Here is a 26,038-nt window from a genome sequence, read left to right on the forward strand (position 1 = left end):
TTAGTTACTTAAAATTTCTAATGGTAATGGGGCTTCAGGATACTTTTCCCTGCAAAGTTTTTCATAATTTTTGCAAAGAGTACTTACCGTGTCATGTGCTTCATTTTTTGAAGTTAAAAATTTGATTAAAGTATCTCTCTCAATTTCAATTTCTTTAATATCTGTTCCACTTAAATACTCTCCCGTCTCAACTTCCCAGTAGGTATTGTTTAATTCTTCAATTTTTAAATTGTTAAGTTTTCTTTGAAGTTCAATAATGATCTCGTCATCTGTTTTGCTATCTTTCATTGGAGAGTTTACTAATTTTCCTAAACACTTTTCTTTAAGATCGTCTAAAAAAGTATTGTAAGGTTTTCCTTCAGCTAACCCTGTAAAATGATTACTTTCAAAGTACTTACTGATTGCAGCATTAGTTGAGATTTTATTTTTACCCTTAGAAATGGCTACTTGAACATAGACCTCTTGGCTTATGTATTCATTTAGATGATCTTTAATTTTGTCAGATAGCATTATTTAAATTGTAACCTTTATTTAAAAAGTTTGATAATTTTATTTGATAGATCAATTAATGATTTTCTTTCAGATATTATAGAATATTTTTTTGCTAAATGATTCCTTGTAGCTTCTGTTTTTTTTATCCAATTATTATCATATGTATCAATTTCTTTTAAAATTGTATTACCGAACTTGCTTATTTCTCCATACTCAATCTCATTAAAAATTGGTTTTTTCCAGTATTCTTTTCCACCACCACCAATATACCCAATAACCTTATTGCCAGTTAGAGCAGCTTCAAGTGGGGGCAAACCAAAGCCTTCAAAGTGCGAAAATGATAAAAATAATTTTGATCTTTTTAATTTATTAAGTAATTCTTTTTTACTGACATTATCTATTATGTCGATTTTCCAGTTATTTGGTATTTTATTTTGCAGATAAAACTGTAATAAAAAAAAATGGGAAGGAAGTTTTCTTGGCATACAAGTAATATAATTTTTTTTCAAATTTTTATTTATTATGGTGTTAACAGATAAATTAACCTTTAAGATATTCTTTTTACATTTGGGAAAAAGACTTTTAATAAAATTTAGACTATATGATGAGGTGGATATAATAAGATTTGCATTCTCATACGAAGATTTAATTTTATTAAAATTTTCTGAGGAACCCATATGAAATGATCCCTGAACAAAAATTCCATATTTAATTCCCTTTTTTTTAAATTCTAATTCTTCTGCAAAATGAGCAAAAATTTCAGGAATTATTATAAAATCTTTATCATTGTTAAACTTTAAATTTTTTATTATTTTAATTTTATCATTGTACCAATTATTATCTGGCAAAAAATTGTTACTAACTTTCATCTTTCTCCCATCCCAGCCTCCTATTTTTTTATTCAAAAATTTAATTTTTTTTGCTAAAGATAATTCAAACTTGTAAGATAATTTTTTTTTTAAATGTACTACGCAAGACTCTGTTCTCTTATTTAGCGTATTTAAAATAAGTGAGTGATTATATATAACTTTTGCACCACCAGAAGCACCTTTCATCTCAGGTAAAAGATATATAATATTAATTTTTGACATTTAATGTCTTATATTTACTTTTATTCAAAATTAAATCTAATTAATTTTAAAAAAAAATTTCTGTAATTTAATAATATTGAGCAATTTATAACTTAGATTTAGCTTCTAATAGGGTAGTAATTATTTAAAAACTACAATGAAGGTTCCAAATAAGAGTAGTAAAAATAATGTAGAGCAAAAAAAGATTATTTGTTTTTTAATTTTATTTTTCTTTTCTAACTTTACCCTGTTTAATAAAATATTTATATCAACAGATTTTGTTCTATTTGTATTTCTATAGAAAGTACTTTGAGATTTTTTTTGATCTTGCTCTTCGTGAAATAATTTATTTTTATAAAGAGTTATTTTGTACATACCGTAACCTAATCACCAATCTTTTATATGGGCAACTTGTTTTACAACAATCTATTTTTTCTATCCTTTAATGAATTAATCTCTACCATTACTGGGTATTTTTTTTTTGCTACCTCTATATATAGATTCATTTTTCCTAATTCTTTATTTGTGTATTTTGACGTAACATATCCAAACGAAAGATTTTTTTGATAATTAAAGGAATAATTTCCTGAAGTTGTTCTACCAATAATTGTATCTTCTAAATAAATTGGTTCTTCATGTAATAATAGAGGTGTGCCTGGCTTACTGTCTTTAAGTGACAGCATAATAAATCTCCTATCTTGTTTTTTATCTTTTATTTTTAATAAGCTTTCTTTGCCAATAAAATTGATTTCTTTTTTATAACTAATTGCAAAATTTAATCCTGCCTCATATTGATTTTCTTCAGGAGAAATATCATGACCCCAGTGTAAAAATCCACTTTCCATTCTCATTGTGTCCATTGCATGTGACCCACAATGAGATAAATTATGATTTTTTCCCTCATCAACAATTAATTGATAAATTTCTCTAGCATCTTTGTTCTCTATATAAAGTTCAAATCCTAGTTCACCCACATAAGATAATCTTTGGGCCCAAACTTTTTTTGAATCCAGAGTTACAAGTTTTCCATAACCAAATTTAAATGTTTCATTACTAAAATCTTCATTTGAAATTTTTGAGATTAAATTTCTACTTTTTGGTCCAAAAATTCCTATGCAAACAAGATCATCAGTAATATCTTTAAACTCTAAATTAAATGATAAATGTTTTATAATATGTGCTTTATCATGAGTTCTTGTTGCAGCTGAACTTATTATTCTAAAATGATTTTTCTCAATACAAATAACAGATAAGTCTGTTTCAATTCCCCCTGCCTCATTCAACATCTGTGTGTAAGTTGATCTACCTATTTCATTTTTAATATTAGCTGTGCATATTCTTTGTAATTCACTGTGTGCCTGCTCTCCTTTTATTTCATATTTTGAAAAGGGAGATAATTCGTACAAACCAACATTCGCAATTGTATTTTTTGTTTCAAATTCAACTGAAGGATACCAATTCTGATAATCAAAACTATATTTGTATTCTGCTTTTTCATTATTAATTGTGTACCACATGGGTCTTTCGTATTCACCCGACACACCAAAACATGCGCCCTCTTTTTTTAATTCTTCGTGATAGGGTAACAATCTTTGATTTCTTGATGTGTTATGCTGTTTATAAGGCCAGTGCATTCCGTATAAATCACCAAGAGTTTCTGTTACCCTTTCCATAATAAATTTTTTATTTGAATGAAATTTTTGAAATCTTTTAATATCAAGTGAAAATAAATCTTCATTCATATATCCATTAATCATCCATTCAGCAGTAACTCTTCCAGCTCCACCAGAGCTTGCAATGCCAATACTATTAAATCCACAACATGTAAAAAGATTATTAACTTCAGGAGTTTCTCCTAAAAGATATTGAGTGTCTGGTGTAAAAGATTCAGGCCCTGAGAAAAATTTTCTAATTCCAGCAGTTTCTAACATGGGTAATCTTTGAAATGATTTTTCTAAATAAGGCTCAAAATGATCAAAATCATCTGGAAATTCACCAAAAGAAAAGTCTTCAGGAACAACACCCTTATCTCTAAAGGCTGGTTTTGCATTAGGTTCGAATATTCCAACTAGCATTTTTCCAGCATCTTCTTTTAGATAAAGACATGAATTATAGTCTCTTAGAACAGGTAGATTTTTAGGTAATTTATCTAATGGCTCTGTGATTATATAAAAGTGTTCATTCGGATATAATGGAATACTTACACCAATATTTTCTCCAATTTGTCTTGACCACATCCCAGTTGCAATTACAACATATTCACAGTCGATTTTGCCAAATTTAGTTTGAACACCAACAATTTTTTTGTCTTTAACTAATATTTTTTCAACAGGGGTTTTCTCAAATATCTGAGCCCCTTCCATTTTCGCAGCTTTAGCTAATACATTGGTAACCCCTATAGGGTCAGCTTGACCATCTTCTGGCATATAAACTCCCCCTAAAATATCTTCATCATTTATTACGGGATACAACTCTTTAATTCTTTTTTTGTTAACTGATTCAGCATTAACATCAAATAATTTTGCTGCTGTTGCTTGTCTTAATAATTCTTGTAATCTTTCAGGTGTACTTGCAACTGTAATTGCTCCGTTTTGTTTTAGACCAGTTGATAAGCCAGTTTTTTTTTCTAATTCTTTATAAAGATTTAATGAATACTTTCTAAGACGTGTAATTGTAGAAGACGCACCTAATTGACCAACAAGGCCAGCTGCATGCCAAGTGGTTCCAGATGTAAGTTGATCTCTTTCCAGTAATACAGTGTCTTTCCACCCATATTTTGCAAGATGGTAAGCAACTGAGCAACCAGCAATACCCCCTCCAATCACAACAACTTTTGCGTTGGTAGGGAATTTTTTATCCATAAAATAATCTTAGCTTGTTATTGCTTTCTCTGGTGCAACAAATTCATGCCCAAAGACATCGGCAACCGCTTTGTAAGTTACCATTCCTTTATGAACATTAAGTCCTGCTAATAAGTGTTTGTCTTCACTTAATGCTTTTTCATAACCCTTATTTGCAAGTTTAACTAAATGAGGAAGTGTTGCATTATTTAATGCTATAGTTGAAGTTCTAGGAACTCCACCTGGCATATTAGCTACACAGTAATGAACAACATCGTCTACTATATAAGTTGGATCACCATGAGTTGTTGGTTTGCTTGTTTCAACACAACCACCTTGATCAATTGCAACATCAACAATTACAGATCCTCTTTTCATTAATTTTAACATTGGTTTAGTAACTAATTTTGGAGCTTCAGCGCCTGGAATTAAAACGCCTCCAATTAAAAGATCAGCTTCTGCAACTAATTTATTTAAATCAATTTTATCACTTTGTTCTGGAATAATTTTATCACCAAACATTTCAACAAGCTGTTTTAGTCTTGCTTCTGATTTATCAACGATATGAACTTTAGCTCTCATTCCCGTTGCTATCACTGCAGCATTTTCTCCAACAACACCACCACCTAAAATTACAACAGTTCCTCCTTCAACGCCAGGAGCACCACCCAATAAAAGACCTCTACCGTTTTGATTTTTTTCTAAGCAATGTGCACCTGCCTGAACTGACATACGACCAGCAACTGCACTCATTGGTGCAAGTAATGGCAATCGTCCATTATCATCAGTGACTGTTTCATAAGCTATACAAACACCTTTAGATTTAATTAGTCCCTCAGTTAATTCTTTAGCTGCTGCTAAGTGTAAATAAGTGTAGACAATCTGATTTTCTCTAATCATCTTAACTTCACCTGATTGAGGTTCTTTTACTTTTACAATAATATCCGTATCATTAAAAATATCTTCAGCTTTATCAATGATTTTAGCACCAACGCTTGTATATTGTTCGTTTTCAAAACCAGCTTCAAATCCACCATTATTCTCAACTAAAACCTCATGACCTTCTGATATTAAGGTTTTAACACTATCAGGAGTTAATCCAATACGATGTTCTTGTAGTTTGATTTCTTTAGGTACGCCAATTTTCATAACATTTTCTCCCTTTTCAACGCTTTAATTTTGTAAAGTTTTTAGTTTTTTTGATTTTTTTGATAGTTGGTAATACCGGTTCTTAACTTTTCAATAATCTCATCAATATGTTTTTCTTCACAGATGAATTGAGGAGCTATAATTAAACAATCTCCTGTGGCTTTAAAGTTAACACCAGCTTCATAACATGCTTTAAAACATTCAAATCCAGCTTTGCCTGGTTTAGTGTTTAGCTTCATGTCTATTCCACCCATCATTCCATATCCTCTAATATTATCCACAGACTCTAGATCTTGAAGAGAGAATAATCCTTTTTGGAAATAAGGAGCTAAATTTTTTGCTCTATTAAAAATGTCATCTTTTTCAAAAATTTCTTGCACTGCAAGAGCAGCTGCTACTGCAACTGGAATTCCTGAATAAGTGTAACCATGAAATAATTCAACCGCACCTGTTGGTGAAGCATCCATTACTGCATCATAAATATAATCGTTACATGCAACAACACCCATTGGCACTACACCGTTTGTTGTAGCTTTAGCCATTGTCATAATGTCTGGAGTTACACCAAATTCATCTGCACCAAATTTAGAACCTGTTCTGCCCCATCCTGTAATTACTTCATCAAAAATTAAAAGTATTCCATGTTTGTCACAGATTTCTCTCAGTTTTTGTAAATATCCTTTTGGTGGAACTAATGTTCCAGTTGATCCAGCAATGGGTTCAACAATACAAGCAGCAATATTTTCACCACCAAAATTTTGACAAATAGTTTCTAAGTCATTTGCTAAATAGTCACCAGTTTCTGGTTGACCACTTACAAATTTATGTTCTGGCAAATGTGTATGTCTAATGTGTTGGACACCTGGCATTAAAACACTTGCAAACGTTTTAATATTATTCACCATTCCGCCAACTGAAATACAGCCAATGTTCATTCCATGATAACCACGTTCACGTCCAACAAATCTAAATCTTTCTGCGTGCCCTTTTGCTCTGTGATAAGCTACAGCAATTTTAATTGCAGTCTCTACAGCTGTAGATCCACAAATTGTAAAAAACATTTTATTTAAATCACCAGGTGTGTGTTTTGAAATTTTTGTAGCTAGTTCAAACGAACCACCAAAACCTTGCTGAAAAGGCTGAGCGTAATCCAATGTTTCTAATTGTTTTGTAACAGCTTCTGTAATTTCTCTTCTTCCATGACCTAGTGGATTACAAAATAAACCTGAGCTCGCATCTATTTGTGTTTTTCCATGGTGAGTTTTTAAGTAAACACCTTTAGCTTCTGTGATTAATCTAGGGTTTGCTTTAAAATCTTTATTAGATGTAAACGGCATCCAATGTTCATTTAATGAATTAGGTACTGAAGTTCTGTTTTCTGAGCTCATAAATATTCTCTCTTTATGTATGTAGTGTTATAATTTTATTCTTAACTATTAGACTAAATCAAAAGGTTTTCTAGAATTATTTTTTTTTAAAGCTTATAATTTTTCACAACTTGTGATTGCAAAACAATAACAATTTGTTTTACATCCTTTCAAAATTCAATTTAAATGCAAATAATTTAATTAAATTAATAACAGAGGGAATAATAATGAAAAAAATAATTAGTTTTATTCTTGGTACAGTAGTTGCTCTTAACCTATCTATGTCAGTTGCAAATGCAGCTGCTAAAGAAGTTAGAGTTGCATTCTTTTTAGAATGGCCTACTCCAAATCAAGAAGATAAAGTTAAAAAGATGTTTGATAAAGCACTAGGTGTTCCGGTTAAATGGACTAACTTTTCAAATGGTGGTGCAATGACTGACGCTATGTTAGCAGGAGATATAGACATCTCTTACTCACAAGGTCTAGTGCCATTTATTAATGCTGTTAAATCTAAAGCACCTTTGAAACTTGTAGACGTTGCTATGGAATACGGAATGGGTGGTACAACTTGTGTTACATCTAAAGCTTCTGGTATTACATCAGCGAACGGTTCTGAGTTAGAAGGCAAAAAAGTTGCAGTTCCTCTAGGAACTATGGCTGAGTATGTTTTTGATGAAAGTATGAAAGTTGTTGGTGCTGATAAAAGCAAAATGACTGTTATTCAAATGGACCCTGAAGAAGGTGCTGCTGCACTAGTTTCTGGTGACGTTTCAATGGCTTGTTTATTTGGTGGTAACTCTATTAAAGCAGCTTTAACTGTTGGTACAAGATTGTTAACAGTTCAAGCAGCTCGAGATGCAGGTATCAAAGGTATCGATATTACATCTGTTACTGATAAATTTATGAAAGAAAATCCAGGAATGTTGAGAACTTTCATAGAAGTAACTCATGAAGCTAATGCTAGATACGCAGCTGGTAAAAGTGATATGAATGTAATTGCAAAAGATGCTGAAATGAAACTTGGAGATATGAAGGAAACTTTAGGTGGATTTGTATTCTTGAATGCTGCAGATACTAAAAAATCTATGGAATCAGGTGGAACTCTTGATGGTTTCTTAAAAGGAATGGGTACTCCTAACGGAGCAGTAGATACAAGCTTTTTACCTCTATAATTTAGAGAGTAAGATAAAATTAGATAGGCGCCAATTTATTAAATTGGTGCCTATTTTTTTAAATAAGATTTAATATAAATTTATTTCTATGAGTGATTTAATTTCTCAAAATCTAAACATGATCTTTAAAACTCCAAAGGGAGAAACTGTTCATGCATTAAAAGATGTAAATTTTACACTTAAAAAAGGAGAACTTTTAACTGTTCTTGGTCCTTCTGGTTGTGGAAAAACAACTTTATTGAATATCACTGCTGGCTTTCTTAGACCAACTTCAGGAGTAATTACTCTTAACGGAAATGAAATTAATGGTCCAGGAGTTGAAAGAGGAATGGTTTTTCAACAAGGTGCTTTATTTGAATGGTTAACAGTTGCTGAAAATGTGGACTTTGGTTTGAGAATGAAAAAAGAAGATCCAATTAAAACAGCAAAAAAAGTTGATGAATGGTTAAATATAGTTGGTTTACAAGGCTTTGGAGATACACCAACTTATCAATTATCTGGGGGTATGCAGCAAAGAGTTGCTCTTGCACGATGTTTAATTAATGATCCAGATTTAATTTTGATGGATGAACCTTTGGGAGCACTAGATGCCCTAACAAGAGAAAAGATGCAGTCATTAGTTTTAAAAATTTGGAAAGAAACAGGAAAAACAATTATTTTAATTACCCACTCAGTTGAAGAAGCATTGTTACTTGGTGAAAGGTTATATGTAATGGCACCAAGACCAGGTCGTATACATAAAGAATATAAGCTGCCCTTTGCTACAATGGGGATTGATGGTGATTTAAGAGAAATAAAAAAGACAAAAGACTTTGGAAGTAAAAGAGAAGAGATCCTAACCATGATTTGGAACATGGAAGAAGAGATCATGGGCAAAGATATTTAATATGCTAACAGGGATTATAACATTTTTAATTATCTTCGCCGTTATAAGTTCTATTCTTTATGGATTAAAATTAGCCAAGACCGAAAAAATAGATGCTGTTTTTGGGAACCCTGAAAGAGCCAAAGGTGGAGCTCATTGGATTATTGTTGGAACTAGTTTTTTATTAATAGCATGGCTTTATTATTCATGGGATTTAGCAAAGTCTTTTTATCCCCAGTCTGCTAATGAACTTTGTCAAGTCGCAAAAGTAAATGACTCAATGCTTTCATTAAAATATTTATTTCCAATTGAAGAAAGAGAATTTAAAAGTACATCCATTATTAGAAGTGAAAACAAAAACATAGAAAAATTAGCTAATGAAATTAGAAATTCATCAGCGATAAGAAATCAAGATAAAGATAAGCTTTTAGGTTTTATTAAAAAAACTAAAAGAACGATTCCATTGTTAACTAATGAGGACCTTCTTGAAAATGAAACAAAAATTAAAATTAGTGAACTAACTAATAGAATAGCTTGGTTAACAGAAGATTTTCAAAAGATAAGTTATCCACCAATAAAAAGTATTGAAGAAGAAAATACAAGAATTGAAGCTTTAAAAATACAAGGTGGATGGGGATCTTCTGGAACCGCTGTAGAAAATACAATAGAAATTCCAACTATTCCTGAAACTAAAAAAGGATTAAAGTTTGATGCTGCAGCAAAAGAATTAACTTTAATTAGTGATGATTTTTTCAAATTAAGAAATCATAATTCACAATACAAAACTTTGATGAAAGAAATCAAAGATGGAATAAAAAAATATAGATCAGAGCTAGATGACACACAAGAGGTGGCATCAATATTAGCAAAAGATGTACTTAAAATTGCAAGAAGAATTGAGTACGCGAGCATATTTCCTCCAAAAACTCTTGATGCTATGCAACAAGCAATTTTAGAATTTGATGTTATTCAAAAAAAAGAACAAGGAAGTCTAAGATTAATTGATATATTTTTATTTCCTACTGGAACAATAATTTCAAGTGGTCCTAATTGTTCAGAGCAAGGTTCTGGTAGATGGCTACCCAAACCATCAGATACTTTGAAAAAATTTACACTTTTATTAAAACCAAGTATTGGATTTAAAAATATTCCACTGATTTGGTATGAAATGATGGATGTTAGTAAAGTTGTTGGCTTTATTTTACCAGATTGGATTGCAGATATTATCCCTGGTAAATACCCAGTTCATAGCAATGACGGGACTGTAAAACCAAATTTTAAAAGTAAAGTTTTTAATGTTGTTACTGGTGAATTCAAGTTATTCAAAATACCCGTACCTATGGGTCACATATGGGATTCTTTCCTAAGAGTATTCTTAGGCCTAGTGCTTGGAATAATATTTGGTGTACCACTTGGTTTGTTGATGGGTTTAAATAGGTTTGCTAAAGGATTCTTTGATCCATTAATTGAATTGTATAGACCTGTGCCACCGCTAGCTTGGGCTCCATTGGTAATTACTGTGTTTGGAATTGACAATGTGGGAAAAATTTTCTTATTATTTATGGTTTCTTTTTCGATTATGATTATCTCAGCTAGAGCTGGGGCTTCTGGAACTCAACTATCTAAAATTCATGCGTCTCACTCACTTGGCGCATCAAAATGGCAAATATTAAGATACGTAATTTTTCCAAACTCCCTACCTGAAATCTTAACAGGCGTTAGAGTTGCTGTTGGTATGTGCTGGGGAACTTTAGTTGCAGCAGAATTTTTAGCAGGTACGACAGGTATCGGATTTGTTGAAAATGTTGCTAAAAAATATTTTCAATATGAGGTTATTTGGATAACTATTTTTGTAATGGGAATGCTTGGTCTTTTATTTGATATTGCTTTAAGAAAGATAATTACCAAAACAATCCCATGGCATGGTAAAGGTTAATCGTAATAATAGTTAATGAAAATATTCGATTGCACAACTTTTTATGATGAAAATTTTATTTTAGATTTAAGATTTAATATTCTTGATAAGTTTGTTGATAAATTTGTAATTACAGAATCTGCGTATTCACATAGTGGAATAAAAAAGAAATTTAACTTTGATTTTTCAAAGTTTGAAAAATATAAAGAAAAAATAATATATATAAAAATTGAAGAGGAGCCAACAGATCTTATTTATAAAATTGTAGATGGAAAAAAAATTGAAGAGGAAAAAGATGCCAGATCAAATTCAATAAAAAGAATTAAGTATCAAAGAAATAAAATTATTGATGGTTTAAACGAAGCAAATGATGATGATTTGATTTTTTATAGTGATAATGATGAAATTCCAAATTTAGATAATTTTGATAAATCAAAAGTTAATAATGAAATTATAATTTTTAAACAAAAACTTTTTTATTATAAATTTAATTTATTTTGTGATCGTTACGAATGGTTCGGAACCAAAGGTTGTAAAAAAAAAAAATTTATTGATTTTCACTGGTTAAGAAATATAAAAAATAAAAGCTACGCTATTCATCGATTAGACACTTTTTTTTCTGACACAAAATATAATAACGTAAAGATTATTAGCGATGGTGGTTGGCATTTTACACAGATAAAAAAAGCAGCTCAAATTTTTGAAAAATTTAATAATGATGAAGAGCATCATCAAAACAAGGTTGCAGGTATAAAATTAAACGACATAGAAGATTATGTTAAAAGAAAAGTTATAATCTATGATCATAAGGCTAAATCATCATCATTTAAGTTCAAAAATGAGATAAAATTAATAACGCTAGATATTAAATTTATGCCTGATTATATTCAAAAAAATATTATAAAATATAAAGATTGGCTTGATTAAATGAAAATAAATTCTTTAAAAAACTTAATAAAAAAAATATTTATTTCTCATAGATTAACTAAAGATCATGCCACTATTTGTGCTGAAGCTCTAATAAATGCTGAATTAGTTGGTGCTCCATCACATGGTTTATCTAGGCTTAAAATGTATTGTGATCGTATTTCTAAAAAAGTAATTAATCCAAAAGCCAAAATAAAAATTAAAAAAATTTCACAATCGATTGCTCACGTTGATGGCAACAACAGTATTGGTTTTGTTGCAGCTGATATTGCCATTAAAACAGCAATAAACAATGCTAAAAAAACTGGGATTGGTTTAGTTGCGGTTAAAAATAGCGGTCACTATGGTTTGTCTGGCTATTACGCAGAGCAAGCAGTTAAAAAAGGCTTGATGGTCATGGTGTTTACAAACGCCCCTCCTGCTGTTGCACCTCATGGAGCATTAAAAAGTTTATTTGGAACAAATCCTATTTGCTTTGGAACACCTACGGGATCTAAAGTTCCTTTTATTCTAGATACATCAATATCAATGATTAATAGAGGAAAAATTAGGGTTGCCGCAAGAGAAAGAGCAAAAATTCCTGAAGGTGTTGCTTTAGATAAATTTGGCAAGCCAACAACAGATCCTAAAAAAGCATTAGAAGGTGTTCAATTACCTATAGCTGGTTTTAGAGGGTCAGGATTAGCTTGGATGGTTGATATTTTAAGTGGTGTATTAACGGGTGGTAATCATGCGGGTAGAGTTAAGGATCCATTTACTGATTTTAGTGGTCCACAAAATATTGGGCATTTATTTTTTGTTTTAAAACCTAATTTATTTGTAGGTAATTCTTTTAATAAGAGAATAAAAGATAATATTAAAACTATAAAAAGACTTCCTAAGATAAAGGGTGTTAAAGAAATTCTTTATCCAGGACAAAATAAGTTCAATAGATATAAGAATAACCTTAAAAAAGAGATTAAAATTACCAAGAATGTACTAGAAGATTTAAATAGTTTAATGAAATAAAGCTACTATAGTAAGCTTCTAATATGCGTCCTGTATTTAAAATTATTATAATATATGAAATAGTTTTTTTTATTTTTTGGAATTTTCTATATTATTCTAACCCTGGCGTTTAAAGTTGGTTTAAATTAGAAAATCTAACAGCTGTGTATACTGTTCTATCAACTATGGCTTTAGGATTTATTTTTGTATACGTGGTTTTTATTACTGCAAAATTAACAGGTATGGTTAAAAAAATTAAATCCCTAAAAGATCCAAGATCAAATTTTTAATTAACGAATAGTTTTAGCAAATTTTATAATATCTTTAACTAGCAACTCTGGTTCTTCCATTGCTGCAAAATGTCCACCACTTGGCATCTCAGTCCATTGTGTAATATTAAACATTCTATCAACATAAGATTTTGGAGGCCATTCAGACATTTCGGCTGGAAAAATTGCGGCAGCGGTTGGTATTTCTATTTTTTTAAAGTCTTTAGGAAAAAAACGTCCGCCCTCTTCTCTTCTTCCATAATAAATCCAAGAAGCTGTATTAAAAGTTTTTGTAACTACATAAACCATAATATTTGCTAATAAAGTATCCTTTGAGTAAGCACTTTCAATATCGCCATCTTTTAAATCAGACCAAGAATACATCTTTTCAATAATCCATGCTGCAATACCAACAGGGCTATCCATCATACCGTAACTCAACGTTTGTGGCTTTGTTGCTTGTTGAGTTCTATAGCCATCCTGCATTATTTGATCTTTATCAAACCTTTTTTGCCATTCTTCTTCTTGCTTTGATTGTGGACCATCAGCATGACGCATTGTTAAACAATTAATATGAATTGCCTTACATGACTTTGAATGATCATAACCAATCCAATTAGCAATAGTTGCTCCCCAATCTCCACCTTGTGCCATATAAGTTTTATACACAAGGTTTTTTGTCATTAGTTTATTTAATATCTCAGCTATTTTTCTTGGACCAATTGGCTTAGATGGTCTACCTGAAAATCCAAAGCCAGGTAAAGAAGGAACAATAACATCAAATGCATCCTCAATGTTTCCACCAAATTTTTCTGGGTGTGCAAGTTTTTCAATTATATGTAAAAACTCTACAACTGATCCAGGCCATCCATGCATAAGAAGTAATGGAGTTGGGTTAGAGCCACTACCTTTTTCATGAATAAAATGCATTTCAATATCGTCTACAACAGTTGTAAAATTTGAAAATTTGTTTATTTCTGCTTCGTGTTTTCTCCAATCAAAATCTTTGATCCAATAACTTGAAATCTCTTTCATATACTCAAGGTTACTTCCGTATTTCCAGCCACCATCGTCTGGCATTTCATGCCATGGGTAATTTTTTACCTTCGTATAAATTTCTTGAAGTGCTTTATCGGGAATATTTAGTTTAAAAGGCTTAATCATTATCAATTTACAGTATATACTTTTTGAAAATTCAGACTAAATATACCTCATGCTTTCAAATAAAGAAATTGTTTGTCCTAATAACCTTCTTGACCATGCACATAAGAAAAAAGGTGTTAATGCTGCAATTGTTAATGCTGGTCTTCCACTACCCATGCTATCTGTTCAAGATGCAGTTAATGAAAATTTAATAACACCTATCTTTATAGGAGATAAAAAAGAAATCCTTAAATGTGCTGAAGATTTAAAATGGGACATCTCATCATATGAAATTATTCATGAACCTGTAGAAAATAATACTGCAGCAATAGCTGCAAAACTTGCTAGCCAAGATAAAGTAAAAATTATTGTTAAGGGTCATATTCATACAGATATTTTAATGAAAGAAGTTTTAAAAAGAGATTACAATTTACTTGGTAAAACCAGACTTAGCCATATATGGCATATGACAAATACTAAAGATGACAAGCCACTTATAATTACTGATGGTGCTTTAAATGTTTTACCTAATGTAAAAACAAAAATGCATATCTTAAGAAATGTAATTGATTTTTCAAATCGTATAGGAATTGAAAGACCAAAAATTGCAGTCCTATCAGCGACAGAAGAAATTTTAGATAGTGTACCAAGCTCTATCGATGCAGATGAGATTACAAAACTTGCAAAAGAAGAGAATTTAAATGCTGATGTTTTTGGTCCCTTAGCATTTGATAATAGTATTTCAAAAAAATCTGCCGCTATAAAAGGTGTTAAAAATATTGTAGCTGGTGATGCAGATGTATTGTTAGTTCCAAGTGTTGAGACTGGAAATAGTTTAGTTAAAATGATGATTTACTTTATGGGTGCTTGTGCAGCTGGTGTAGTTGTTGGTGGAAAAGTTCCAATAGTAATTACTAGTAGATCTGATGAAGCACAAGCTAGATTGGCCTCTATTGCTGCTGCTGTTGTTGCTTTAGACTAATTCTTCGTTGAAATAACCACATTAATGTTTTAAATAAAGCTTCAAAATTAGAGAGGGAAATAATGGCTATAACATATTTAAAAAAATCACCCAAAACATCTTCAACAGATGACACTAAAACAACTGGAATTGTTCAAGATTTATTAAAAAATATTGAAACTACTAAAGAACAAGGTTGTATCGACCTTACAAAAAAATTTGACAAGTATGATGGTGATATTATTGTTTCTAAAGAAAGAATTGAAGAGATTAAAAAAACTTTAGATCAAAAAACAAAAGATGATGTTCAGTTTTCATACGAAAGAGTTAGAAAGTTTGCTGAAGCACAATTAAAAAATTATGGTCAGGACTTTGAGGTTGAACTTTCAGATGGATTGTTTGCTGGTCAAAAGCTAATACCTGTAAATACTGCTGGTTGTTATGTGCCAGGTGGTCGTTATGCGCACATTGCATCAGCTGTTATGAGTGTAACAACAGCAAAAGTTGCAGGTGTAAAAAACGTTATCGCCTGTAGCCCTCCAAAAGAAGGTGTAGGTGCTCATCCAACAATTATTTACACAGCTGATCTATGTGGTGCTGATGTAATTTTAAATTTAGGTGGTGTCCCAGCAATTGCTGCAATGACTAATGGTTTATTTAATAATCCAGCAGCTGATATTATTGTTGGTCCTGGAAATCAATTTGTAGCAGAAGCTAAAAGAATTTTATTTGGAAAAGTAGGTATTGACCTTTTTGCAGGTCCTACTGAGATTGGAATTATTGCAGATGCTAAAGCTGACCCTGAGATAGTAGCTGTAGATTTAGTTGGTCAAGCAGAACATGGTTACAACTCACCTTGCTGGTTATATACAACAAGTAAAGAGCTTGCAGAAAAAGTAATGAAAAGAGTTCCAGAGTTAATTGCAGAATTACCAGAAGTTCCAAGAACAAATGCAGATGCTGCTTGGAGAGATTATGGTGAAGTTATTCTTTGTGATACCGATGAAGAAATGGCAACTATTAGCGATGAGTATGCTCCAGAACACTTAGAAATTCAGACAGAAAATTTAGAGTGGTTTCACAAAAGACTTACAAACTATGGTTCTTTATTTATTGGTGAAGAAACAACTGTTGCTTATGGAGATAAGTGTTCAGGAACTAACCACATTCTTCCAACTAAAGGTGCGGGAAGATACACAGGTGGATTATTTGTTGGTAAGTTTGTTAAAACTTTAAGTTTCCAAAGAATGACTAAAGAGTCTACTGAATTAGTTGGTGCTGCTGCTGCAAGAATTTCTAGATACGAAGGAATGGAAGCACACGCAAGAACAGGTGATGTTAGACTTAAAAAGTACGGTTATTCTAGCTAAACTTGGATAATTTCCATTATTACTGTTAAAGCTAAAATAGACATGAAAAGAATAATTAAATAATTTATTCTTTTCCATACTTTTACACTCTTGAGATATTTAGAAAAATATTTTGAAAGATACCCTAGTATAAAAAAAAATAGAAATGAAGAAATGGCTGCCCCGGCACCAAAGTAATACTTATCCACTTGACTAAAGCTTTTGGAAAAGTTTCCTAAGAAAAATACAGTGTCTGAATAAACATGGGGATTTAGAAAAGTAAAACCTAAAGTTTTAACTAAAATACTAGGTAAATTATTAGTTTTATTGTCTATATTAAATGAAGTCTCTGAAACCTTAGTTTTAATTTTTCCCCAGATAAAATGTAATAAGAATATTAAGAGTAAAATATTAAAAATTAACTCAACTGTTGGTGTGAAATAATTATTTAGATATTGAAATAAAAAAATTCCTAAAAAAATTAATAAAAAATCTGAAATTGAACATATTAAACAAACAATAAATATATATTGTTTTTTTAAACCTTGCTCTATGACAAATATATTTTGAGCACCTATTGCTAAAATTAAACTTAATCCAGTTAAAAAACCTAATATTAAATAATCCATTAAGTTTTATTAAACTCTTTTTTTACCCTGAACAACCCTATCAAGTATTAATGCAACAAATAAAATAGCTATACCCGCAAGTATACCTTGTCCAACATTGGCATATTGTAATGCTTCAAGAACATCTTGACCTAAACCTTTAGCGCCAATTAGAGATGCTACAACTACCATGGCTAAACTTAACATTACTGTTTGGTTCACACCTGCTAGAATTGAAGGAGTAGCTAATGGTAAATCTACTTTTCTTAGTAAATACCATTTAGTTGCACCGTATGCGATGGCTGCTTCTCGAATTGTTTCTGGTACTCCACGTAATCCTAAAACAGTAAGTCTTACAACAGGTGTGCCACCAAAAATCATTGTAATGATTACTGCTGCAACCTTTCCAGTTCCAAAAAAAGCTATTACCGGAATCATAAATACAAAGGCTGGCATTGTTTGCATGAAATCCATTATCGGTCTAATTAATGAATAAAATCTTTGTCGTCTTGCACAGAAAATTCCAAGCGGAATACCTATTGCTATACTTAAAATTGCAGCTGTTCCTAATAAAGCAAGTGTCGTCATTGCTTTTACCCAAAAACCTAAAAAACCCATATAACCCAAAAATCCTGCTGAATAAATTGCAGCTCTTGGGCCTGCTGATAAGCCTGTTAAAGTTACAATTGCAGTTATAATTACAATCCAAGGAGTTTTAACAAACAATAGTTCTAGGAAATCTAATACTGACCTAATTCCAATTGTTATAGCAGTAAAAATCACATCTCCTTTAACAACAGCATAATCAAAAATAATCTCTATCCATTTAATTGAAAATAATCTTATTTCTGGATGAGTTGGGAATGTGTCCATCACCTGAAGTAAGCCTGGAAAACTATAATGAATAACAGTAAAGATCATTATAACACAGGTAAAAATACTACTGTAGATGTAATTTTTCATCTGCATACCAGGATGAATAGATTTATCAGATAACCATTCAGAATATTTCTTTTCTAAAATTGAATTCGCTAAAATACCTTGAACAATCTTTACTGCTATCAATAAAATAAAACCAAATATAGCAATCCAAATAGCAGAAGCTTCTACTCTTGTAATTTCATCTAGATAACCCTGCATTGCATCCTCTAAAGATTTTATGTTTCTTTTAAACACATCGATTTTATCTGGATTATTTTCTATCGCTGCTTCTAATTGTTTATTTCTAAAAGCTATTGTACCTTTAACTTGTTCAACTTTAGCAATGGCATCTGCAGTAATATTACCAAATAAACCTCTGATGATTTGTACTACAGAAAAAGTTTCAATAATTAAAAAAGCTAAAGTCCAATTCCAAACATTACGCATTCCAAACCAAATTGGTCCAAGTATAAATGCAAATAAATTAAATGAAAAAGAGTAAGTAGGTTTACTACCAATTTTTTTAAACTCTTTAATATAATAATCTGGATTACTTTTTACAAAGTCAGTAATTAATTCATCTCTAGATGGATTTATAATTGCTTTATTCTCCATCACTGCCCTCTACAACTGCTTTAAGTAAATCTGCCTGTGTAATCACACCAATATTTTTTTTTTCATTATTAATTACTAATATTGGCTCATCTTTAATTGAAGATTTTTCTATTAATTTGTTTAATAAATCATTTTCATGAACACTTTCTAAGTTTTTGCCTTTTGATCCAAATTCCTTTTCAAATTTTTCAACAGGCTGCATAATAGATTTAGCTTGAACAATTTTTAATCTAGAAATTCCCTTAACAAAGTCTGCTACATAACTATCTGCTGGTTTCATAACTATTTCTTCTGGCGTTCCTATTTGAATAACTTTTCCATCTCTCATGATTGCAATTCTGTGGCCTACTCTTACTGCTTCATCTAAGTCGTGAGTTATAAACACTGTGGTCTTTTTCATTTGTTTTGAAAGTTTGATAAATTCTGCTTGAAGCTGTCTTCTAATTAATGGATCTAATGCACTAAATGGTTCATCCATTAATAAAACATCAGGATCTGCCGCTAAAGCTCTTGCTAATCCAACTCTTTGTTGCATTCCACCTGAAAGTTCGTGAGCAAATTTATTTCCCCAGCCTTGAAGCTCTACAATATCTAAAATCTTGTTAGCAGCATCCAATCTATCATTTTTACTGATGCCTCTTATTTCAAGTGGCATTGCTATATTATCTAATACAGATCTATGAGGCATTAACGCAAAGTTTTGGAAAACCATCCCTATCTTTTTATTCCTTAGATCTTGCAAACTTTTTGAATCAAACTTCATTACATCTTCATTATCGATTAAAATTTGACCTGAAGTTGGTTCTAATAATCTATTGATATGCCTAACTAAAGTAGATTTACCGCTACCAGAAAGACCCATTACACAAAAAATTTCTCCTGTTTTTACGTTAAAAGAAACATCTGATACGCCAATTACTGAATTATATTTTTCTAAAGCTTCTTGTTTTGAAATATGTTCATTTTGAATAGCGTTTAACGCTTCTTTGGAATTATTACCAAATATCTTCCAAACATTTTTTATTTCAATAGCTGAGTCCATCAGATCCGTTCGAAAATTTAATAGTTTTTAAAGAAATGTACCCGGCAACGAATAAGGTCGCCGGGTAAAATTTAACTTATCTTAAAGTCCTAACCAACCATCAACTTTAGATTTATTATTTTTCATCCATGTTCTAGCAACGTCAGCTGGTTGTTTTTTCTCAACTGAAATTGCATATGCCATAGCTGAAACATCATCTCCTGTTAATTGAAAGTTCTTAAAAAACTCAACAATAGCTGGAGATTTACTTTCTAAAGAAGTACCCCAACCAATTTGAATTTTTTTAAGTGCATCTTTTGAAGCAACATAAGATTTTTTGTACCAGTCAGCATCTTCTTTAGGTTGTACCATTTTGTATTTAGCTGGATCATGTTTTGGCTCTTCCAACATAACTACATCTGCCATTCCCCAAATTGCGTGTGGTTTATAACAATAGAATGCATAACCTTCACCTTTTTTAATTGAGTCAAGTACTCTTGCATTTTTAACTGCTTCTGCTGCTCTTATCGCTTCAATACCAGCATCATATAAACCGTAGTCTCTTAATTTAACTTGGTTGGCATTTGCTGAGGCCCAACCATCTGCTCCAATCCAAAATTCACCTTTACCATTGCCATCACTATCCATTGCTTTAACAACTTCTGGTCTAGCTAAGTCTTCGATTGCAGTAATATTAAATTTTTTCGCAAACTGTTGAGAAACACAATAACCTTGGTCTCCATCATATGGGTTGCTACTTAATTTTAAAGTTCCTTTTGGAACTAAATCATTTGTATAAGCTTGTTGGTTTGGTAACCAGATATCAGGATGAACTTCAATTTCACCTTTACTTCTATCAATTGCACCATAGATCGCAGTATTATTTCCTGGAACTAATTCTGCTTCTCCACCCATTTTGTCTATAACAACTGCTGCTAATAAGTTAGCAATAGCTGTTGCACCTGTCCAACCTGGGTCTCCTATTTTAACTTTCTCAGCAAATGTTGAAAAAGTAGCAAATAAAGAAATTAAACCAGCTACAAGTGTAGTTTTTATTATTTTCATTATATCCCTCTCTATTAATTTAAAAACGAAGCATAACTTAAAACTTTTGAGCAAGTCAAAGAAAATTAACTACTTATTATGATTGCTATGATTAAGTTTTAAGAGTGACTAATCCAGATAGTCTTAGTTTGAAGGTATTGATCTAGTGCTTCTGTACCTTGATCTCTACTCAATGATCCTGACTGTCTGTATCCACCAAAAGGTGTTTTAATATCACCTTCAGAAAAAGTATTAACTGAAACGGTTCCACAAGGTAAGCTTTTTGCCATGTGAAAAGCTCTATCAATATCTTGAGTGAAAACACTTGCATGCAATCCGTACTTGGAATTACTTGCAATTTTTAAGGCTTCTTCATCACTATTAATTGTAAGGACTCCTAAAACTGGTCCAAAAATTTCTTCTTGAGCAATTGTCATGTTTTCTTTTAAATCATCAAATAGAGTTGGTTTTGCAAAAAATCCTTTTTGATCACCGCTTGAAACTCCTCCAAATAATAACTTAGCTCCTTCATCAATTCCTTTTTGAATATAACCATCAACTGTTGCTAAATGTTTTTTAGAAATCATTGACCCCATGTTTGAACTTGGATCTAATGGATCTCCAGCTTTAAGAGCTTTTACTTTTTTTGAAACTTTGTCTAAAAATTCATCCTTAACTTTGCTGTGAATTATTTGCCTCATATTTGCAGAGCAATTCTGCCCACCATTCCAAAAAGCAGAGTTAATAGCATTATCAATTAAATCATCTGTAATTTTTGCATCTTCTAAAACTATAAATGGACTTTTACCACCCATCTCTAAACCAATTGTTTTTAAATTACTTTCTCCAGAATATTTCATGAATAGTCCACCAACTTCTGTTGAGCCTGTAAATGAAACCGCATCAACATCATCATGTCTACCGAGTGCTTCACCTACGTCACCAAAGCCAGGTACTATATTTAAAACTCCATCAGGGATACCTGCTTCTTTTGCAATTTGAGCAACTCTAATTGCAGTTAGTGGAGTATCTTCTGCTGGCTTAATTATAACTGAACAACCAGCAGCTAATGCTGGTGCCATTTTCCAAACTGCCATCATCAAAGGGAAATTCCATGGAACAACTCCAGCAACAACACCAATTGGCTCTTTAACAATTAAACTAGTTAACGATGGTTCTGTTGGTCCAACTTTACCAAATACTTTATCTATTAATTCTCCATACCACTGAAAATGCATTGGAGCATCATTTGCAACCTCATTAATGCAGTCTCCAATTAATTTTCCTGTATCTATACATTCAAGAACAGAATTTTCTTCTCCAGTTTGTCTTAGTAATTCTGCAAATTTTAGTAAAATATCTTTTCTAAATTCTGGAGATGTTCTAGACCAAACACCACTATTAAAAGCTTTTCTTGAAGCTTTTACAGCAAGGTCTACGTCTTTATGATTACATTTTGCAACAGAGCAAAGAGTTTCACCCGTTGCAGGGTTTATATTTTCAAACTTTTCACCATCAATAGCATCAACGTACTTACCATCAATAAAAGCTCTACCTTCAAACTTAATCTTGCTTGCTATAGATTTATAATCAGAAGCCATTAATCTGCATTAGCAGTTAATGTTTTAATCTCTAAAATATTTTCATTAGGGTCTTTAACAAAAAATGTCTCTTGCTCATATTTGGTACCTTTAAATCTTAAATAAGGTTCATCGTAATATTTGGCACCATTGTCTTTTAATCTTTGCTTAAGAGCATTAAAATCTTTTCTAGATAAATGAACACCGAAATGTGGAACAGAAACATTACCCATATCAACATCGTGTCTTTCACTATCCATTTTATGTTCACTTGCATGAAGAGTTAATTCATTTCCCCAAAAGTCTACATCTGCCCACTCTTGTGCTGAATTATCCAATCTACAGCCTAACGTCTCGCTGTAAAATTTTTTTGCTACTTCAAGATCTCCACATGGTACTGCTAGATGGAAGCAATTTGTGTTTTTGTACATAAGTTTCTCCTCTTTAAATTCGTTATACAATGACTATATAGTCCAATATAATATTTTAATCAATAAAAGCTAAATTCATGAATGACTTTTTACAATCTATAATAGATAGAGATCCTGCGGCAAAATCTAAGTTAAGTTTAATTTTAACTTATCCAGGTGTTAAAGCAGTTTTTTTTCATAGAATTGCTAATTTTTTTCACCTTGCTAAGTTTCATTTGGTAGCAAGAATAATTTCACAATTATCAAGATTTTTAACTGGAATTGAAATTCACCCTGGTGCTAAAATTGGAAGAAATTTATTTATTGATCATGGTATGGGTGTTGTAATTGGAGAGACCTCTGAAATTGGAAATAATGTAACTATTTATCATATGGCAACATTAGGTGGGATTGCACCAAGCATTAATTCAAATGATCAAAGACAAGTTAAGAGGCACCCAACATTAAGTGATTGTGTTGTAGTTGGTTCTGGTGCTCAAATATTGGGACCAGTGATGATAGGTGCTAATGCTAAAGTTGGAGCTAATGCAGTTGTTACTAAAAATGTTCCTGAAAATGCAGTAATGGTTGGAATACCAGCAAAAAATGTTGGAACAGCAACTGAAGAATTTAAACCTTATGCTGTAGAAGAGGTGGATAAAGATACTTCAAGCTAATGAAAAATATTCAAGACAGTTTTATTTCAGGAATAGGTAATACTCCACTTATTAAACTAAGAGCTGCATCAGAAATTACTGGGTGTAATATTTACGGTAAAGCTGAATTCATGAACCCTGGTGGTTCTGTTAAAGATAGAGCAGCACTTACATTAATTAGAGATGCTGAAGAAAAAAAATTAATCTCTAAAGGCGGAACAATAGTTGAAGGTACAGCTGGTAATACTGGTATAGGCTTATGTCTACTTGGTAATTCACTTGGTTATAAAACAATAATTGTAATGAATGACAATCAAACCCAAGAAAAAAAAGATCTTCTTAGAAATATTGGTGCTGATTTAAGATTAGTTCCGGCAAAACCATATAAAGATGATGCAAATTTTGTAAAAGTTGCAGCAAAACTTGCTGATGAATTAAGACCATCAAATAACAATGGAGTAGTTTGGGCCAATCAGTTTGACAATGTTGCAAATGCTAAGGGTCATTATGAAACAACAGGTAAAGAAATTTGGGAACAAACTGAAGGTAAAGTTGATGGCTTTGTATGTTCATCAGGAACAGGTGGAACAATTTCTGGGGTAAGTAACGCTCTTAAAGAAAAGAATAAGGATATTAAAATATTTCTATCTGATCCAAAAGGCTCTGCTCTTTATAATTATATAAAAAATGGTGAATTAAAATCTGAAGGTGGATCAATTACTGAAGGAATTGGATCAAGTAGAATTACAAAAAATTTTGAAAATGCTAAAATTGATGATGCCTACTCTATAGATGACCATGAAGCTCTTCCTATACTTTATGATTTAATTGAAAATGAAGGTTTAAGCCTTGGTACTAGCTGTGGAATTAATATTGCTGGCGCTATTAGAATGGGTAAAGAATTAGGTCCTGGAAAAACCATCGTTACAATACTTTGTGATAAAAGTGAAAAGTACGCTACTAAAATGTTTAATAAGAAATTTCTAGAAGAAAAAGGTTTACCCTTCCCTAATTGGCTTTAAATATAAATCTTATCGGCTAATCCATAACAAAGAACGGCACTAATAATTGTGAAAATTAATGGTGCAATAATAGCTTCATTTGAATCATTCATAACACCCGTCTTATTGATCTTAATTGAGTAAGTATTAACTATAAAGATACAAAAATTTTGAACAAAAACTAAATTGAAAAATGCCCACGTTGCTTCGACACCATTTGGTCTTACAAACATAATATATAATGCCATCAAGAAAGAACCTAGAAATATTGCACCTGTCATCCGCATAACAGTTGCAGCTGTCTTATCTATTTGAAATTTTTCTCTAAATTTTTGGTTTCCAATAATCATTTGATACGCATAAATACCTATACCTAAAAAGTGTATTACAAATAATATTAAATAAAAAACTCCATTAAATTTTTCAATCATAAATAAATAATAACAATATTAGTCTTTAAAAATACTTAAATAACTAGTTGGGTCATTTTGCACATGCAAAGTGACAATGTTGGTTATATCAAAAACTTATTATTTTCCTATTGTTTGGTTAATTAATCAAACAAAGGAAAATATGAAAAAAATAGTAATAACATTATTCTTAGTACTTTTTACAAGTTCAGTTTATGCAGGTTCTTGTCCAATGATGGCAAAAAGTATAGATGATAAAATTGCAGAAGCACAAATGCTAAGAGATCAAGGTATGGCAGCACATGATGCTGGTGATCATGCAAAATCAGAAGAGTTATTAGCTAAAGCTATGGAGCTTTTTAAAAGTTAACAAATAATTTTATATATTTAGCGGGATTTCATTTAAAGTAGCTAAATGAATCTCGCTACTTCGTGCGTGTCCTTAATATTAACTGTTATTTTAGGGGGTACATCAAATAGTTTTTCTAAAATTGCACTACTTTTTTAAATCAATTACAATAAACGTAGTTACAAAATTAATAAATAATACAAAAGTTAAAAATATGACTGGTCAAAGGCGTTGGTTAAAAATATGGGCTAGAACAGTTGGAATGCCAATTGGTATTAATGATGAAGATAAGCCTGAGTTTTTACCTATTAAACAAACAGATGTGAAGAAAGCATTAGCTTTTAGAACATTCTGGGTTCTGCTTCATGTTCTAACTTGTCTCTTAATTATTGCTGGTAATGGCAGAGTAATGGGTTGGTGGTAATTAAAAAGATTAATAAAACCACTGTTTGTCACGGTAAAGCTTCATGTATATTTTGACTACATGGATTGTAAGATAAATCTCCTTAATTAATAGAGTTGGGATTTGCTTAAGTGTCCCAACTTTAAATAATAAATAAATAGGGTTTTATGTATTTAGCAATAAGTAGACTTCAAGTTATGTCTGGCAAAGAAAATGAATTTGAAACAGCTTGGAAAAATCGTGAACAAGAGACTCATGGTGTGAAAGGCTTTAAGAAATTCAACTTATTCAAAGGTGAGGTAAATAAAGAATTCTCTCTTTATATTTTTCATAGTGAATGGAATAACGAGAGTGACTTTATTAACTGGACAAAATCTAACTCATTTCAATTAGCACATAAAAATCCTACACTAGAAGGAAATTTATATCTTGGACCCCCCGATTTTGATGGATATGTAGGGTTGCCTGATTTTGAAGGTTTTAAAGTAGTTATATAATTTTAAAAAGATTTCAT

The 26,038-nt window shown here is 31.3% G+C and carries 26 protein-coding genes; 12 read left to right on the top strand and 14 right to left on the bottom strand.

All coding sequences use genetic code 11. The annotated features are described in order from the left end of the window. The 6 genes from ABXT39_RS04325 to ABXT39_RS04350 all read right to left on the bottom strand — a co-directional run bounded on the left by ABXT39_RS04325 (nt 1) and on the right by ABXT39_RS04350 (nt 6,939). Nucleotides 1–510, bottom strand: a complete 510-nt coding sequence (locus tag ABXT39_RS04325; protein ID WP_415294477.1) for a hypothetical protein — start codon at nt 508–510, stop codon at nt 1–3. Between the two features lie 17 nt (nt 511–527). Beyond that, the gene (locus tag ABXT39_RS04330; RefSeq protein WP_415294478.1) at nt 528–1,583 is read right to left on the bottom strand and encodes a glycosyltransferase; all 1,056 of its coding nucleotides are present in this window, start codon (nt 1,581–1,583) and stop codon (nt 528–530) included. A gap of 120 nt (nt 1,584–1,703) precedes the next feature. Beyond that, on the bottom strand, nt 1,704–1,937 hold the full coding sequence (locus tag ABXT39_RS04335) for a hypothetical protein (protein WP_415294479.1): 234 nt from the start codon (nt 1,935–1,937) through the stop codon (nt 1,704–1,706). A gap of 41 nt (nt 1,938–1,978) precedes the next feature. After that, a complete protein-coding gene (locus ABXT39_RS04340) occupies nt 1,979–4,423 on the bottom strand; it encodes a GcvT family protein (protein WP_415294480.1) in 2,445 nt (814 codons plus the stop codon). 9 nt (nt 4,424–4,432) lie between these two features. Beyond that, nucleotides 4,433–5,551, bottom strand: a complete 1,119-nt coding sequence (ald, locus tag ABXT39_RS04345) for an alanine dehydrogenase (RefSeq protein ID WP_415294481.1) — start codon at nt 5,549–5,551, stop codon at nt 4,433–4,435. A gap of 41 nt (nt 5,552–5,592) precedes the next feature. Continuing rightward, nucleotides 5,593–6,939, bottom strand: coding sequence for an aspartate aminotransferase family protein (locus tag ABXT39_RS04350; RefSeq protein WP_415278850.1), 1,347 nt, complete (start codon nt 6,937–6,939; stop codon nt 5,593–5,595). Nucleotides 6,940–7,145: 206 nt separating this feature from the next. On the opposite strand from ABXT39_RS04350, the gene ABXT39_RS04355 reads away from it, so the two are divergent. From ABXT39_RS04355 to ABXT39_RS04375, 5 genes are all read left to right on the top strand, one after another. After that, nucleotides 7,146–8,090: an ABC transporter substrate-binding protein gene (locus ABXT39_RS04355; RefSeq protein WP_415294482.1), complete on the top strand. Its 945-nt coding sequence runs from the start codon at nt 7,146–7,148 to the stop codon at nt 8,088–8,090. A gap of 88 nt (nt 8,091–8,178) precedes the next feature. Next, on the top strand, nt 8,179–8,976 hold the full coding sequence (locus ABXT39_RS04360; protein WP_415294484.1) for an ATP-binding cassette domain-containing protein: 798 nt from the start codon (nt 8,179–8,181) through the stop codon (nt 8,974–8,976). A gap of 1 nt (nt 8,977) precedes the next feature. Then, the gene (locus ABXT39_RS04365; RefSeq protein WP_415294486.1) at nt 8,978–10,891 is read left to right on the top strand and encodes an ABC transporter permease subunit; all 1,914 of its coding nucleotides are present in this window, start codon (nt 8,978–8,980) and stop codon (nt 10,889–10,891) included. Nucleotides 10,892–10,906: 15 nt separating this feature from the next. Next, nucleotides 10,907–11,797: a hypothetical protein gene (locus ABXT39_RS04370; RefSeq protein ID WP_415294488.1), complete on the top strand. Its 891-nt coding sequence runs from the start codon at nt 10,907–10,909 to the stop codon at nt 11,795–11,797. Next, nucleotides 11,798–12,805, top strand: coding sequence for an Ldh family oxidoreductase (locus tag ABXT39_RS04375; protein ID WP_415294489.1), 1,008 nt, complete (start codon nt 11,798–11,800; stop codon nt 12,803–12,805). A gap of 269 nt (nt 12,806–13,074) precedes the next feature. Here the strand turns inward: ABXT39_RS04375 and ABXT39_RS04380 are convergent, their stop codons facing one another. Then, nucleotides 13,075–14,217 carry an epoxide hydrolase family protein gene (locus tag ABXT39_RS04380; RefSeq protein WP_415294491.1) on the bottom strand — a complete coding sequence of 381 codons (1,143 nt, stop codon included), beginning with the start codon at nt 14,215–14,217 and terminating at the stop codon, nt 13,075–13,077. A gap of 49 nt (nt 14,218–14,266) precedes the next feature. Here ABXT39_RS04380 and ABXT39_RS04385 point away from each other — a divergent pair, with 49 nt between their 5' ends. Together ABXT39_RS04385 and hisD are read left to right on the top strand one after the other, a co-directional pair. Then, complete coding sequence (locus ABXT39_RS04385; RefSeq protein WP_415294493.1) at nt 14,267–15,178, top strand: bifunctional enoyl-CoA hydratase/phosphate acetyltransferase; 912 nt, start codon at nt 14,267–14,269, stop codon at nt 15,176–15,178. A gap of 62 nt (nt 15,179–15,240) precedes the next feature. Next, nucleotides 15,241–16,527 (top strand): histidinol dehydrogenase, encoded by a 1,287-nt coding sequence (hisD, locus tag ABXT39_RS04390; protein ID WP_415294494.1) that lies wholly within the window; start codon nt 15,241–15,243, stop codon nt 16,525–16,527. Here hisD and ABXT39_RS04395 read toward each other — a convergent pair. From ABXT39_RS04395 to ABXT39_RS04420, 6 genes are all read right to left on the bottom strand, one after another. Then, entirely contained in the window at nt 16,524–17,135 is a 612-nt protein-coding gene (locus ABXT39_RS04395) for a LysE/ArgO family amino acid transporter (RefSeq protein WP_415294496.1), read from the bottom strand. The two genes, hisD and ABXT39_RS04395, sit on opposite strands and share 4 nt — an antisense overlap. Nucleotides 17,136–17,144: 9 nt before the next feature. Next, on the bottom strand, nt 17,145–18,650 hold the full coding sequence (locus ABXT39_RS04400) for an ABC transporter permease (RefSeq protein ID WP_415294497.1): 1,506 nt from the start codon (nt 18,648–18,650) through the stop codon (nt 17,145–17,147). Then, nucleotides 18,640–19,692 carry a quaternary amine ABC transporter ATP-binding protein gene (locus tag ABXT39_RS04405; RefSeq protein WP_415294498.1) on the bottom strand — a complete coding sequence of 351 codons (1,053 nt, stop codon included), beginning with the start codon at nt 19,690–19,692 and terminating at the stop codon, nt 18,640–18,642. The genes ABXT39_RS04400 and ABXT39_RS04405 overlap by 11 nt, the downstream gene beginning before the upstream one ends. 81 nt (nt 19,693–19,773) lie before the next feature. Then, the gene (locus ABXT39_RS04410; RefSeq protein WP_415278832.1) at nt 19,774–20,736 is read right to left on the bottom strand and encodes a glycine betaine ABC transporter substrate-binding protein; all 963 of its coding nucleotides are present in this window, start codon (nt 20,734–20,736) and stop codon (nt 19,774–19,776) included. Nucleotides 20,737–20,834: 98 nt separating this feature from the next. Next, nucleotides 20,835–22,316 (bottom strand): aldehyde dehydrogenase, encoded by a 1,482-nt coding sequence (locus ABXT39_RS04415; protein WP_415294500.1) that lies wholly within the window; start codon nt 22,314–22,316, stop codon nt 20,835–20,837. Further along, complete coding sequence (locus ABXT39_RS04420) at nt 22,316–22,726, bottom strand: VOC family protein (RefSeq protein ID WP_415284124.1); 411 nt, start codon at nt 22,724–22,726, stop codon at nt 22,316–22,318. The genes ABXT39_RS04415 and ABXT39_RS04420 overlap by 1 nt, the downstream gene beginning before the upstream one ends. 77 nt (nt 22,727–22,803) lie before the next feature. Between ABXT39_RS04420 and epsC the strand changes: the two genes are divergently transcribed. Together epsC and ABXT39_RS04430 are read left to right on the top strand one after the other, a co-directional pair. Then, a complete protein-coding gene (epsC, locus tag ABXT39_RS04425) occupies nt 22,804–23,382 on the top strand; it encodes a serine O-acetyltransferase EpsC (protein WP_415294502.1) in 579 nt (192 codons plus the stop codon). Then, nucleotides 23,382–24,383: a cysteine synthase A gene (locus tag ABXT39_RS04430; RefSeq protein ID WP_415284126.1), complete on the top strand. Its 1,002-nt coding sequence runs from the start codon at nt 23,382–23,384 to the stop codon at nt 24,381–24,383. Before epsC ends, ABXT39_RS04430 begins: the two co-directional genes overlap by 1 nt. Here ABXT39_RS04430 and ABXT39_RS04435 read toward each other — a convergent pair. After that, nucleotides 24,380–24,793 (bottom strand): hypothetical protein, encoded by a 414-nt coding sequence (locus ABXT39_RS04435; protein WP_415294503.1) that lies wholly within the window; start codon nt 24,791–24,793, stop codon nt 24,380–24,382. The genes ABXT39_RS04430 and ABXT39_RS04435 overlap by 4 nt on opposite strands. Nucleotides 24,794–24,935: 142 nt before the next feature. Between ABXT39_RS04435 and ABXT39_RS04440 the strand changes: the two genes are divergently transcribed. From ABXT39_RS04440 to ABXT39_RS04450, 3 genes are all read left to right on the top strand, one after another. Beyond that, nucleotides 24,936–25,142 carry a hypothetical protein gene (locus ABXT39_RS04440; protein ID WP_415284128.1) on the top strand — a complete coding sequence of 69 codons (207 nt, stop codon included), beginning with the start codon at nt 24,936–24,938 and terminating at the stop codon, nt 25,140–25,142. Nucleotides 25,143–25,335: 193 nt separating this feature from the next. After that, nucleotides 25,336–25,545 (top strand): hypothetical protein, encoded by a 210-nt coding sequence (locus ABXT39_RS04445; RefSeq protein ID WP_415284129.1) that lies wholly within the window; start codon nt 25,336–25,338, stop codon nt 25,543–25,545. A 146-nt stretch (nt 25,546–25,691) separates the two neighbouring features. After that, nucleotides 25,692–26,021: an antibiotic biosynthesis monooxygenase family protein gene (locus ABXT39_RS04450; RefSeq protein WP_415294505.1), complete on the top strand. Its 330-nt coding sequence runs from the start codon at nt 25,692–25,694 to the stop codon at nt 26,019–26,021. Nucleotides 26,022–26,038: the final 17 nt, after the last annotated feature.

The sequence above is a fragment of the Candidatus Pelagibacter sp. Uisw_113 genome (assembly GCF_047717815.1).
Lineage (GTDB): Bacteria > Pseudomonadota > Alphaproteobacteria > Pelagibacterales > Pelagibacteraceae > Pelagibacter.